Origin of the sequence: Steroidobacter gossypii (assembly GCF_016801985.1) — a bacterium.
Classification (GTDB): domain Bacteria; phylum Pseudomonadota; class Gammaproteobacteria; order Steroidobacterales; family Steroidobacteraceae; genus Steroidobacter; species Steroidobacter gossypii.
In genome coordinates this window covers 765,622-779,425 of the sequence record NZ_JAEVLS010000001.1, presented here as the reverse complement: position 1 = coordinate 779,425, position 13,804 = coordinate 765,622, and the positions used below count along the sequence as shown (strand labels likewise).

General features: G+C 62.7%; 9 protein-coding genes. 7 read left to right on the top strand and 2 right to left on the bottom strand.

The features are described 5' to 3' along the window. Positions 1-48: 48 nt before the first annotated feature. Positions 49-1,332, top strand: a complete 1,284-nt coding sequence (locus JM946_RS03415; protein WP_203165731.1) for a TRAP transporter large permease — start codon at positions 49-51, stop codon at positions 1,330-1,332. Here JM946_RS03415 and JM946_RS03410 read toward each other — a convergent pair. Together JM946_RS03410 and JM946_RS03405 are read right to left on the bottom strand one after the other, a co-directional pair. Then, a complete protein-coding gene (locus tag JM946_RS03410) occupies positions 1,322-2,794 on the bottom strand; it encodes a mannitol dehydrogenase family protein (RefSeq protein WP_203165730.1) in 1,473 nt (490 codons plus the stop codon). The genes JM946_RS03415 and JM946_RS03410 overlap by 11 nt on opposite strands. Beyond that, the gene (locus JM946_RS03405; protein ID WP_203165729.1) at positions 2,791-4,308 is read right to left on the bottom strand and encodes a UxaA family hydrolase; all 1,518 of its coding nucleotides are present in this window, start codon (positions 4,306-4,308) and stop codon (positions 2,791-2,793) included. Before JM946_RS03405 ends, JM946_RS03410 begins: the two co-directional genes overlap by 4 nt. A gap of 138 nt (positions 4,309-4,446) precedes the next feature. Between JM946_RS03405 and JM946_RS03400 the strand changes: the two genes are divergently transcribed. From JM946_RS03400 to JM946_RS03375, 6 genes are all read left to right on the top strand, one after another. Then, a complete protein-coding gene (locus JM946_RS03400; protein WP_203165728.1) occupies positions 4,447-5,607 on the top strand; it encodes a LacI family DNA-binding transcriptional regulator in 1,161 nt (386 codons plus the stop codon). A gap of 135 nt (positions 5,608-5,742) precedes the next feature. Further along, positions 5,743-7,161, top strand: a complete 1,419-nt coding sequence (uxaC, locus tag JM946_RS03395) for a glucuronate isomerase (RefSeq protein ID WP_203165727.1) — start codon at positions 5,743-5,745, stop codon at positions 7,159-7,161. 35 nt (positions 7,162-7,196) lie between these two features. Continuing rightward, a complete protein-coding gene (kduI, locus tag JM946_RS03390) occupies positions 7,197-8,045 on the top strand; it encodes a 5-dehydro-4-deoxy-D-glucuronate isomerase (RefSeq protein ID WP_203165726.1) in 849 nt (282 codons plus the stop codon). A gap of 3 nt (positions 8,046-8,048) precedes the next feature. Beyond that, positions 8,049-8,813, top strand: coding sequence for a 2-dehydro-3-deoxy-D-gluconate 5-dehydrogenase KduD (kduD, locus tag JM946_RS03385; RefSeq protein ID WP_203165725.1), 765 nt, complete (start codon positions 8,049-8,051; stop codon positions 8,811-8,813). A 1,039-nt stretch (positions 8,814-9,852) separates the two neighbouring features. After that, positions 9,853-12,552, top strand: a complete 2,700-nt coding sequence (locus JM946_RS03380; protein WP_203165724.1) for a hybrid sensor histidine kinase/response regulator — start codon at positions 9,853-9,855, stop codon at positions 12,550-12,552. After that, positions 12,539-13,735 (top strand): EAL domain-containing response regulator, encoded by a 1,197-nt coding sequence (locus JM946_RS03375; RefSeq protein ID WP_203165723.1) that lies wholly within the window; start codon positions 12,539-12,541, stop codon positions 13,733-13,735. The genes JM946_RS03380 and JM946_RS03375 overlap by 14 nt, the downstream gene beginning before the upstream one ends. The last annotated feature ends 69 nt before the right edge of the window (positions 13,736-13,804 follow it).

The window sequence follows — 13,804 nt, the reverse complement described above, 5'->3', positions numbered from 1 at the left end:
GCGGGTGAAGCGGAGCGGCTGGGGCGAACTGAAGCGGGCGAGAGCGAAATGGCGGTAACGATTCTCTTTGTTTCTCTCGGGCTGTTGCTGCTCATCGGCTTGCCGGTGGGGTTTGCGCTGATTGCGGCGTCGTTTGCGACGGTGCTGTATCTGGGCATACCGCCGATCGTGGTGGCGGTGCAGACGGCTGCGGGGGCAAATGCGGCTTCGTTGATCGCGATTCCGCTGTTCATCTTCGCGGGCGAGATGATGATGCGCGGCGGTATCTCCGAGCGGCTGATTTCGTTTGCTTCATCGCTGGTGGGCCACCTGCGCGGCGGTCTGGGCCAGGTCAACGTGTTGGCGTCGTTGTTCTTCGGCGGCGTGTCGGGTTCGGCGATCGCCGACGTGTCCGCGATCGGCGGCACGATGATCCCGCAGATGGTGAAGCGCGGGTTCGATCGTGACTTCGCGGTGAACGTTTCCATCACCGCAGCGCTGGTGGCGCTGCTCGTGCCGCCATCTCACAACCTCATTCTGTTCTCCGCGTCGGCCGGCGGCTCGATCTCGATTGCCGATCTGTTCGCGGCCGGCGTGATTCCGGCGTTGCTGATGACGGTCGTGGTGATGTTCACCGGCTGGGCCATTGCCCGGCGTCGAGGCTATGCCACGGAAGCGTTCCCGGGCTTCAGAGAGATTTTCGTACGCCTGATCGCGGCCCTGCCCGGGTTGTTGCTGGTCGCTTTGATCTTCTTCGGCATTCGCGCCGGTATCTTCACCGCGGTGGAGAGCGCGGCTATCGCGGTGTTCTATGCCGTCCTTGTCACAGGGTTGGTGTATCGCCGCCTGACCTGGCAGCACTTCGCAGATACCTGCATGGGCGCGGTGCGCACGACGGGTTTGATCCTGTTCGTCATCGGCGCTGCGGCATCTTTCGGTTGGCTGCTCGCTTATCTGCAAGTACCAACGGCGGCGGTGGACGCACTCACATCAGTGTCCGACAGCAAGTACGTCATCCTCGTCCTGCTGGTGGTCGTGCTGCTGGTTCTCGGCACGTTCATGGATCTGGCGCCGTTGATCATCATCTGTACGCCCATCTTCCTGCCGGTCGCCAAGGCGTTTGGCGTGGATCCGGTGCACTTCGGCGTGATCCTGATTCTCAGCGCGGGTGTTGGGTTAATCACGCCGCCGGTGGGTTCGGTGCTGTTCGTGGGCACGGCCATCGGCAAGATCAGCGTCACGCAAGCGCTGCGAACGATCTGGCCGTTCTACGTCGCAGCGCTGGCGATGGTGCTGATCGTGGTGTTCGTGCCTCAGCTGTCCTTGTGGCTGCCGGCCCAGCTCAAGCAGTGATGCCTGACAAGGCCTCGCCGAGTGCGGCGGGGCCATCCACGTTCGAGAGCCGTGAGTAAGCAGCCTCGAGCGCCGCACGGAAGGTCGCATTGCTCGCCAGCTCGGAGCTGAATACTTTCTCGAAGCTCAAGAACGTAGCGACATCGTTCCGCGCATCTCCGTCGCACCGCTTGGCCAGATCGGCGAGCTGAGCAGCGAGCGGATCGACGAGCTGTCGATCGGCTTGAACGGCTCGGCGAATGAAATGGAACCAGGCCGCGAGCGGCACGCACAGCCGCGCAACGGAGCGGCCGCCCGCCAGGTTCTCGACGATCGTCGGCAGGATTCGGAACGGCAGCTTCTGCGAGCCGTCCCAGGCGATCTGCGACAGCAAATGACGAATGGTCGGATTGCGAAACCGACGCAGCACCGCCTCAATATATCGATCCAGGTCGAGGCCCCGAGGCGCGGCCAGTCCGGCGCGAATGTCTTCGATCATCATGCGACGGACAAACGTCGCGAGCGCGCCGTCTTTCATGGCGGACGAGACGGTGTCATAACCCGCCAGACTGCCGGTGTAAGCAAGCGTCGAGTGCGCGCCATTCAACAAACGCAACTTGGCGCGTTCGAAGCCGGCAACGTCATCGGTCACCGTGACGCCGACCGCGGCCCAATCGGGCTGCGGGCCGCGCAGCTTGTTCTCGATCACCCACTGAGAGAAGAACTCGCGTTGCACTGGCCAGAGATCCTCAACGCCCAGCGCCTCTTTCACGCGCGCGCGAAGCGCGTCGTCGGTGGCTGGAGTGATGCTGTCCACCATGGTGCAAGGAAAGGGCACTTCTTTCTCGACCCATGCGACCAGCGATGGATCGCTCGAGCGAACGAAGTCGAGCACGGCGCGCCGCAGGCGATGACCATTGTCCGCGAGATTGTCACAGCTGATGACATTGAAGGGCTCGTGCCCCTGGTCATGCCGCATGCGCAAGGCGCGTGCTAAAAAACCAACGAAGGTTCGTGGCGCTTCGGGGTGCTGCAAATCATGAGCGATGTCGGGATGCGAGAAATCCAGACCGCCTTCTTTGTTCAGGCAGTAGCCCTTTTCTGTGATGGTCGCCGTGACGATGCGCGTGTCGGGGTTCACCATGCGATCGAGCACGGCGCTGGGTGATTCGGGCGCGACCAGCACTTCCTTCACCGAGCCGATCACGCGGAACGATGACTGCTCGTCGAGAATGGCGATGCTGTAGAGCCCCTCCTGCGGCACCAGCGCGTCGCGGACGCCGGCGCTATGTAAGGAGACTTCGCAAATGCCCCAGCGCGGATCGCTATGCAACGCTTCATCGAAGTAGCAAGCCTGGTGCACGCGATGAAACGCGCCGGGTCCGAAGTGGACGATCCCGATGCGGACAGCTTTGCGATCGTACGTGGGGATTCGGATGTTGCGGCTGCCGAGCACCGCGACAGAAGCGAGCGATAAAGTCACAGAGTCACACCGTCTTTCCAGATTGCGATTTCGCGTTGTTCGTTGAGCTCGTTGCGAGCCGGCTGACCGGACGCCGTGGCGATGATCAACTGCAATAACTCGTCGGTGACTGTCTCCGGATCCGCCGCAGTCAGCGCCTTGCCCGCGTCGAAATCGATCCAGTGAGCTTTACGCTCGGCGAGCGGCGAGTTGGAGCTGATCTTGAGCGTGGGCACCGGGAAGCCGAGCGGCGTGCCGCGCCCGGTGGTGAATAACAGAATCGTGGCGCCCGCGGCGACCAGCGCCGTGGATGAAACGCCGTCGTTGCCGGGGGCCTCGAGCAGCGTCAGCCCGGGCTTGGTAGTGCGCTCACCATAGCGCAGCACCTGCGTGACGGTCGCATGACCGCCTTTCTGAACGGCGCCAAGAGATTTCTCTTCGAGGGTGGTGATGCCGCCGGCCTTGTTGCCGGGCGACGGGTTCTCGTGCACCGGCTGGTTGTTGCGCAGGAAATATTCCTTGAAGTCGTTAACGACGTGAACGATGCCGTCGAACACGTCGCGATCCGCGGCGCGCTCCATCAACAAACGTTCGGCGCCGAAGATTTCGGGAATCTCCGTGAGCACGGCGGTGCCGCCGGCCTCGGTGACTCGATCGGCAATGCGACCCACCAACGGATTGGCGGTGATGCCGCTGAAACCGTCGGATCCGCCGCATTTCAAGCCGACCACCAGGTCATCGAGACCGCACGGCACGCGTCGGTCCTGCTCGGCCAGCTTGACCAGCTCTTCGACCGCCTGCAAGCCTGCTTCCAACTCGTCTTCGGTGGCCTGCGCGGCGAAGTAACGAATGCGCTCGCGCTCCGCTTCCGGGATTTCGGTCAGCAGCTTGGACAGCTGATTGGACTCGCAGCCCAAACCGAGAATCAGCACGCCCCCCGCGTTGGGATGACGAGCGAGCCCGGCGATCAAGCGACGGGTGCGATCCAGATCGCCGCCCAGCTGAGAACAGCCGAACTGATGCGGGAAAGCGACGACGTTGTCGACACGACCGGCATATTTCTGCGCCGCCTGGCGAGCGATACGCTCGGCCGTCCGGCCAACACAACCCACGGTGCACAGGATCCAGATTTCGTTGCGGGTGCCGACCTTGCCGCTGGCTCGCCGATAGCCGAGGAAAGAAGCGGCGCCGCTCGGCTTGCTCGCGTTCTGCGCAGCTGAACCGGCGTACTCATATTGGTCCGTGCCAGAGAGCAGTGTCTCCAGGTTGTGGGAGTGGACATGAGCGCCGACCGCGATGTCCGCCGTGGCTCGGCCGATGGGCCAGCCATACTTGCGGACCGCTTGCCCGGCCGTGACGGGACGGATGGCCACCTTATGTCCACGCGGAATGGGATCCGTGACCAAGATGGAGCGATCGCCGACGCCAATGGTTTCCTGGGCGGCAAGATCCCGCAGGGCCACGGCGACATCGTCGTCGGCCGCGACCCGGTAGACCGCGGGCGGGACAAAGCTCGAAACAGTAGCTGCACTCATAGTCTGCATGATGGCACTGAATGACCCGGGCTGGAAACCGGTGTCAGACCGTGCCCGGTTCTGTTACCTTGGATGCGCGCCAGCCTACACGCAAGGTATTCTGGTGCCGCCAAATTACCCAGCAGGTTATCTCGTCCGATGGCGAAAAAAACGGCCAGAAAAGCGAGTCGTCAGCCGCCGCCGCCGGTCGTGCGCGCACTCGCCGAGCCACGTACCGCTCTGCCTGAAACGCGCCCGCCTGCGCCCGAAGCCCGCCCGCCGGTCGCGCGTCGTAACGTGGACAAGAAGCACACCATCAACGACATCGCGCGCCTGGCGAATGTCTCCAAAAAGACAGTGTCGCGGGTCATCAACGAATCGCCGTTCGTTCGTGAAGAAACGCGAACGCGCATCGCTGAAATCATTCGCAGCACCGGCTTCACGCCCGATCCGCAGGCGCGCGGCCTGGCGTTTCGCCGCTCGTACCTGATCGGTCTGGTGTACGACAATCCCAACGCACCCTATGTGATCAACGTGCAGGAAGGCGCGCTCGGCGCATTGCGCCGGGTGGGTTATGAATTGGTGGTGCATCCCTGCGATCGCAATAGTCCGGAATTCCTGAGCGATATCCGCCAGCTGGTCAGCCGTCAGAAGCTCGACGGCATGCTGCTTCTGCCGCCGGTGTCGGAGAATAATGGCCTGGCCGATCTGCTGCGGGAAATCAGCTGTCCCTACATTCGCATCCTGTCCGCGGCGCTGGATGATCCAGAAAACCTGGTGCAATCCATGGACCGTCAGTCCGCGGCCGAGGTGGCCGAACATCTGGCCAAGCTGGGACATACGCGCATCGCCATGATCATCGGTCCGCCGACCTACCGTTCTTCGCAAGAGCGCCTGGAAGGATTCTCGAACGCACTGGCGGATCGGGGTCTGACATTGTCCCCGGACTACATCGCCGAAGGCTCGTACACCTTCGAATCGGGCGCAGCTTGCGCCGAAATGCTGTTATCACGCACGCCGCGACCTACGGCCATCTTCGCCGGCAATGACGAAACCGCCGCTGGCGTGTATCGCACGGCCTATCTGCGCGGCCTGCGCATTCCGCACGATCTGACCATCATTGGCTTCGACGACAGTCCGCTCGCGAGCCGGCTTTGTCCCTCCCTGACCACCATGAGACAACCGATCCGGGACATGGGACGGCTGGCGGCGGAGAAGCTGATCGCCAAGATCTCGCGCACCGAAGGGCCCTCGGCGGCGGCGTCGACGGTATTCCCGCATCTTGTGGTGCGTGAATCTTCGGGTCGTCCTGCAAGTTAGTTCCGACAAAGGGGCCCGCGCGCGGTAAATTGCGCACGGTTCGGATTCGCCCTGGTATAGATTGCTGGCGGTGAATCTTGACACCGGTTACCATCCCTTCACTTGGAGCTGCCCGCGAGGGCACGGCATCGGTCCATGAGCACACCGTTACATCTGCACGAAGATCGCCTGTTCCCAGCGGATCCCGCCGTTCGCCAGATCGCCCGCCGCCTGTATGCGGAAGTGCGCGACCTGCCGATCTTGAGCCCGCATGGTCATACGGACCCCCAGTGGTTCTCTGCCAACGACGCTTTTGGTAACGCTACCGAACTGCTGCTGGCGCCGGACCACTACCTGTTCCGCATGCTCTACAGCCAGGGCCTGGACCTGAACGAGCTGGGCGTGCCGTCGCGTCGCGGTCCTTCGAATGCCAACCCGCGCGAGGCATGGCGCAAGTTCGCGGCGCACTTTTATCTGTTCAATGGCACGCCTTCGTGGCTGTGGCTGAACTATGTGTTCGCGAAAGTGTTCGATCTGAAGGTGCGGCTCGATGCGTCCACCGCCGATCATTATTTCGACGTCATCGGCGAGAAACTCGCGACCGACGCGTTCCGTCCGCGCGCGCTGTTCGAGCGTTTCAACATCGAAGTGCTGGCGACCACCGAGTCGCCGGTGGACACGCTCGATCATCATCACAAGATTCAGAATAGCGGCTGGAAGGGCCGCGTCGTCACCGCCTATCGACCCGACGCCGTGGTCGATCCGGAGCACGAGCAGTTCAAGGATGCGTTGAAACGCTTTGCCGAGATCACCGGCGAAGATGTTTACTCGTGGCAGGGCTACCTGAACGCGCATCGTAAGCGTCGCGCGGATTTCGCCAAGGCCGGCGCGACGTCGACCGATCATGGTCACCCGACCGCGGCCACCGCCGACCTGAGCAGCGCCGAAGCGCAGAAGTTGTTCGAGAAGGTGACCAAAGGCTCGTTCACACCTGCGGACGCCGAGTTGTTCCGTGCCGCCATGCTGGTCGAGATGGCCAAGATGAGCGAGGAGGACGGCCTGGTGATGCAGATCCATCCGGGCGCGTTCCGCAATCACAATCGCTGGCTGTTCGAAACCTTCGGTCGCGACAAGGGCGCGGACATTCCGGAGAAAACCGAATACGTGCAGGCGCTGCGGCCGTTGCTGGATCGTTTCGGCAACAGCAAGTCGCTGAGCATCATCCTGTTTACGCTGGACGAGACGGTGTACAGCCGTGAGCTCGCGCCGCTCGCCGGCCATTATCCGGCATTGAAACTCGGCCCGGCCTGGTGGTTCCACGACAGCCCGGAAGGCATGCTGCGCTTCCGCGAGTACACCACCGAAACCGCGGGTTTCTACAACACCGTCGGCTTCAACGACGACACGCGTGCATTCCTGTCGATCCCGGCGCGCCACGATCTGGCGCGTCGTATCGATTGTGTCTACCTGTCGCGACTGGTCGCCGAACATCGCATCGATGAAGACGCGGCGGCGCAAGTCGCTCGCGATCTCGCCTACCGGCTGCCGAAGCAGGCTTACAAGCTGGGCTTGTAAGGTTGTTGGGCGCCGCTTTTTCGAGGGGATTTCCCGTGTTCAAGAAAACTTATCACGCCACTCACCCGGACATGATGGACGGCGCCAGCACCGAACAGCTGCGCGAGCGCTATCTGGTCCAGGGGTTGTTCCAGGAAAACGCCGTTGCGTTGAACTACACGCACTACGAGCGCATGGTCATCGGCGGCGCCATGCCGGCCGGCCAGGCGATCCGCCTGCCCGAGCAGACCGAACCGGCCTCCGCCAAGGGCAAGCCGTTCCTGGAGCGGCGCGAGCTCGGCATCGTGAACATCGGCAAGACTGCCGGCAAAGTGACCGTCGACGGTCAGAGCTACACGCTCAAGGCCAAGGACGGTTTGTATGTGCCGATGGGCAGCAAGGACGTGGTGTTCGAGTCCATGCCGGGCGAGAGCGCGAAGTTCTATCTCGCTTCGACTCCCGCGCACGCGCGTTACGAGACGGTGCATCTGTCGATCGACAAAGCGGTGCCGCTGGAGCGCGGCGCGCTGGAAACCTCGAACGAGCGCACGATCTATCAGTACATCGTGCCGGCCACCTGCAAGTCCTCGCAGCTGCTGCTGGGCATGACGCTGCTCAAGAACGGCAGCGTGTGGAACACCATGCCGCCGCATCTGCACGACCGGCGCTCGGAGATTTATTTCTATTTCGATCTGGAAGGCGACCAGCAGCGCATCATGCACTTCATGGGCGAGCCGGACGAAATGCGCAGCCTCGTCGTGAACAATGAAGAAGCCGTGCTGTCGCCGCCGTGGTCCATTCACATGGGCGCGGGCACGCGCAACTACAGCTTCATCTGGGCGATGGGCGGCGAAAACCTCGACTACACGGACATGAACGTCCTCGACATCTGCCAGCTGAAGTAAACCATGAGTCAACCTGCTTCGTTTTCGCTCGCTGGCAAAGTGGCGCTGGTCACTGGCGCCAACACCGGATTGGGTCAAGGCATCGCGATCGCGCTGGCGCAAGCCGGCGCGGACATCGTCGGCGTCGCGCGCTCCAGCACCGTGGATACGGAGCGGGGCGTGACCGCGGCGGGCCGCAAATTTCATTCGCTCTATGCGGATCTGGAACGCAGCCACGAGGCCCATCAGCTCGTGGCGCGAGCCATCGATTCAGCCGGTCGCGTCGATATCCTGATCAACAACGCGGGCATCATTCGTCGTAACGATGCGCTGGTGTTCACGGAACAGGATTGGGACGCTGCGCTCAATGTGAACTTGAAGACGCCGTTCTTTCTGGCGCAGGCCGTGGCTCAATCCATGGTCAACGCGGGGCGCGGCGGCAAGATCATCAACATCGCGTCGATGCTGTCGTTCCAGGGTGGCATTCGGACGGCGTCCTATACCGCCAGCAAGAGCGGTATCGCGGGCGTCACCCGGTTGTTAGCTAACGAGTGGGCTGCGTATGGCATCAATGTGAATGCCATTGCGCCGGGCTACTTCGAAACCAACAACACCACGGCTCTGCGGGCGGATGAACAGCGTAACAAGGACATCCTTGCTCGCATTCCAGCCGGTCGATGGGGCAAACCTTCGGACCTCGGTGGCGCGGCGGTGTTCCTCGCTTCCGCGGCTTCGGACTATGTGCATGGGACGATTCTTCCCGTCGACGGCGGGTGGTTGTCTCGTTAGCGTCGTCTCTTCGATAGCTGCGTCAGCGGCTCTCGGGGGGTAAGAGTCAGAGGCGTCGGTGGTTCGCGGAGGCCAGGGCGGGCTGGCTCCTTCGGGCACCGTGCTCCCCTCGGTCGCGCAAGCGCGCCCGAGGGGTCCCGTCCCTGGGCGCACTTTGCCGAAAAGGTCCCTCTTTCTCGACAATGCCCGAAGAAGCCACCCCGCCCTGACCTCCGCCGCCCGCGTTCGACTCACCGCCTCGGGCAAAAGGCTGCTATTTCCGGCGCTCGACTCGGCCGCCTCGGACAAGGCAGAAGGCTGCTATTTCCGGCGCTCGGCTCGGCCGCCTCGGAACAAGGCAAAAGGCTACTATTTCCGGCGCTCGGCTCACCGCCTCGGAACAAGGCAAAAGGCTGCTATCTCCGGCGCTCGGCTCGGCCGCCCCGGAAGAAGGCAAAAAGGCGGCTAGCTCCGGCGCTCGGCCCGGCGGGGCGGAACAAAGCGAAGAGGCGAGCTATTTGCGGCGTTCGGCTCGGCTGGCGCGGAATTAGCCAGAAGCATGCGTGCTCTCCGACTCCAGTCGGGTGCTTGAATCAAGCAGACATTCGTTTGGGCTCTTCGGCATTGGGCAGCGAGCTAGGTCATTCTTCAGCGGCATCCCCTTCTTTTTCCGCCTCCGGAGCGTGGTGGCGGACGCCACCGACGCGGAGGCGGTGGGTGTCGGGGGGAAGTGTCCTCCCGGCAAATGGGATCGACAGGGATGTCGACCCATTAGCGCTACATGGACGTACAAGCAGCGCGCGAGCGACAGCGACGGGCGGCGGGTGCAGCGGTGCCGGGAAGACACTTCCCCTCGACACCCACCGCGAGCCACCGACTTAACAACGCATGCCGCCATACAGATGCCCGCCAGCGTTAGGGGAAACCCCTAAAGGTGCATCCACGCGCGCCAGAACACACTTTCTAAACGAGGACTTGGGCACACTCCGTCGCACTACGGCCCCAGTGGCCGGCTTATGTCATTCATCCGAACTCGCAAGCTGGCCCAAAACACTCGTTCATGCCTGTCGCCGACCGCAGTTCTGTCATCGATGCGCGCGCCGCGCTCGATGCCGTCGTTCAGGGGATCGCTATTGCGGCCCGGAAGGACGGGCAGGTCGAGCTGATCTACGTCAACGCGGCCTTTTGTCAGCTCACCGGTTACCAGCGCGCGGAAATCCTGAATGGCGGTCTGCGGCTGATCGCCGGATCAAACAACGATTCGCCGCTGCTCCAGCATCTGGATCAAGCCATCCTCACCGCCGAGGATTTCAGCGCCGAGTGGCTCATTCGCTGCCAAAGCGGCAACACTCTGTGGACTCGCGTGAGCACGCGAGCGCTCGATTCGAAACAAGTCGTCATCAGCCTCGAAGAAATCGCTGACTACAAACGAATTCGCGAATCGCTGCGCGCCAGCGAGGCGCGCCTGGAATTGGCGATGGAAGCGAGCGAGCTGTCGATGTGGGACTGGAACGTCGAGCAGGACCAGGTCTCCTACAACGATCAGTGGCGCATTTCGCTGGGCATCGATCCGAAGGAATTGTTGAAGCGCGAGACGCTGGCCGATCGGTTGATGCTGCCGTCGGACGACTCGGCCGTGCTGGACAATTTCGAGCGCCACTATCACGGCGGCACGCCGTACTTTCAATCCGAGTACCGCCTCGCCACCGTCGACGGTACCTATAAATGGTTTCTTTCCTACGCAAAAGTCGTGCGGCGAGACGCCGGCGGCAAACCGCAGCGGGTCATCGGCGTACTGCAGGACATCTCACGTAGCAAACAAGATCAGCGCACCGCGCTGGAAGTGGAGCAGCGTTGGGAGCGTGCGATTCGCGGCACGTCGGACGGTCTATATGAGTGGGACCTGCTCACCGGTCACGTTTGGTACGCCAGCCGCTTCCGCGACATCATCGGTTGCGCCGATGAGCATTTCGCCAACACCTTCCAGGCATTCCAGAACGTGTTGCACGCCGACGATCGCGCCGCCGTGCTGAGCAGAATCCGCGCGCACCTCGAGAATCAAAGCCGGCTCGATCTGCGCTGTCGCGTCGTGACTCGCAAAGGAAACATTGTCTGGTGCCGATTGCGTGGCGAAGCCGAACGCGACGCCTCCGGGCGGCCTACGCGGCTCGCCGGTTCGCTGAGTGATATCAGCGCGCAGATCGACGCCGAAAAAGCACTGAGCCGCAGCCAGGATTTCTACGGCACCGTCCTCGACTCGCTGCCGTTGTTCGTGGCCTACGCCGATCCCGACGAACGCATCGTGTACGCCAATCGAATGTTTCAAGCGTTCTTCGCCGTCCCGCTGGCGGACTCTCGTGGCTGCGCGATCAAGGACGTCGTTGGCGAGCGGCGGTACGCCGCGATCGGTCCGTATGTGCGCGGGGCGCTGCAGGGCAAGACGCTGGAGGCGCACGGCCGCTACCGCGACAGCAGCGGCAAGCCTGTCGATCTGGAAGGCGCGTTCATTCCCCACTTTGACGATCAAGGTGAGATTCAGGGCTGCTTCGTCGCCGCTCGCGATGTCACAGAGAAGCGTCTGCTCGAAGCGGAACTGCGCCAGAGTCAGAAGATGGAAGCGGTGGGCCGGCTCACCGGCGGCATCGCGCACGACTTCAACAATCTGCTTTCGGTGATCGTCGGCAACATGCAGTTGCTGACCCGTTCGTTACACCAGACGCCGCGACTGCTGAGACAAGCCGAGACCGCGCTCAACGCCGCCATGCGCGGCGGCGAATTGATCAAACGCTTGCTGGCCTTCGCCCGTCAGCAGGTGCTCGAACCGAAGATCGTGGATCTGAACCTGCTGATCGGCGGCATGTACGAATTGCTGCGTCGCTCATTGACAGGCGATATCGAGATTCACAGTCAGCTCGCCCCCGACACCTGGTTTACGCGAGCCGATCCGGGCCAGTTGGAGAACGCGGTGCTGAACCTCGTGATCAACGCAAGGGATGCGATGCCCGCCGGCGGCGTCATCACCATCGCTACCCGCAATGTGACCATCAGCGCCGATCGGCAGCAGCGTGAAGACAGCCTCACGCCTGGGGAGTACGCGTTGCTGGAAGTGTCCGACAACGGCGCGGGCATGTCGGGTGAGACTCTCAAGCGCGTTTTCGAACCCTTTTTCACCACCAAGGAAGTCGGCAAGGGCAGCGGCCTGGGCCTTTCGATGGTATATGGCTTCGTGAAACAGTCGGGCGGTCACGTGCAGATCGCGAGCGTTCCGCAGCAAGGCACGACGGTGCAGTTGTATTTTCCACGGTCGCTGGCCGCCACCGATGCGGCGCGCACCGAAGGCGAGGTGCAAATGGACCTGCCGCGCGGCGCCGAGACGGTGCTGGTCGTGGAAGACGATGCAGCGGTCCGCGGCACGACGCTTGAAATTCTTACTAGCCTCGGTTATCGAGTGCTCGAGGCTGGCAACGGGCATCAGGCGCTGGAGCGATTCATGCGACATCCCGACATCGCCTTGGTGTTCACCGACATCATGTTGCCCGGCGGCCTGCTCGGCACGCAGCTGGTGGAAAAACTCACCGAGCGGCGCCCCGGACTCAAAGTGCTGCTCACCTCGGGCTTCAGTGACAGCAGCGTGATGCAGCGAAGTCTGCTCGACGGCACGGTCGAATTGCTGCCCAAGCCCTATCAGTTGGAAGAGCTGGCGCGTCGCGTGCGCGCTTTGCTGGACGGTCAAGAGGAGAACAAGCGTGTTCCGGCGTGAGAGGAATCTGTTACTGGCGGTGGACGATGAGGCGGACTTCCTGGAGCTGATCGAGCAGATCGGCCAGGGCGTCGGCTGCACCGTCATCACGGCCGACACGGCCGCCAGCTTCCGTGAGCAACTGTCTCATCGGATGCCGGCGTTGATCCTGCTCGACCTGCAAATGCCGGGCATGGACGGCATCGAGGCGCTGCGTTACCTGGCGCGCCAGAATGTGACTTCCGGGATCCTGCTGGCGAGCGGCATGGATCAGCGTGTGCTGGCCAGCGCGCGGCAGCTCGGCGAGTCGCTGGGCTTGAAGATGCTCGGCACCTTGCAGAAGCCGGCGATGCTCGAAGATATCGAGACGCTGCTCGCCAGACATCTGGAGCCCAGCTCGCGCATCTCGGTCGAAGAGCTGCGTACCGCCATCGATGAGCACGAGCTCATCGTTCACTATCAACCGAAAGTGGTGCGCGCGGCCAACGATTGGCACGTGCGCAGCGCCGAAGCGCTGGTGCGCTGGCGCCATCCTCGCTTGGGATTGTTATATCCGGGCGAGTTTCTGCCGCTGGCGGAGCAGTCCGGCCTGATCGTGGATCTGACCGATTTCGTGCTCACCGATGCGATCCGGCAGATCGGGCACTGGGGCACTCGGGGCCTGGATCTCGGCGCGGCGGTGAACCTGTCCCCGCGGCTGGTGCAGGATCTGGAGTTCCCGGAGCGCCTTGCTCGCGTGCTGCGCGAATTCGAAGTGCGCCCCGAGCAGCTCACCTTGGAAGTGACCGAAGCGGCGTCGGTGGACGATCCAGAGCTGGTGATGGACATCTTCACGCGCCTGCGCGTCAAGGGCGTCGGCTTGTCGCTCGATGACTTCGGCATCGGCACCTCCTCACTGACGCTGCTCTATAAGATGCCGTTCAGCGAAGTGAAGATCGACGGTCTGGTGATTTCGGAGATCGCCCAAAGCAAGGCGGCGGCGACAGTGGTGCGCGCCATCGTCGAGCTCGCACACAACCTGTCGCTCACCACCTGTGCCGAAGGCGTCGAGGATTCGCCGGCGTTCGAATTCCTGGAGCAGTGTGGCTGCGACGCTCTGCAGGGCGATTTCATCGCGCCGTCGATGCCGGCCGCGGAGATCGAATCGTTCATCCAGGTTTGGAATGGCGCGGATCACACCCTCGTTCCCGTGGTTCGCAAGTAGCAAACCATCTCATGCGGGGCAGAATGCCCCACGCAGCGGGCACAAGGATGTGCCGGGCCCGCCAGCTGA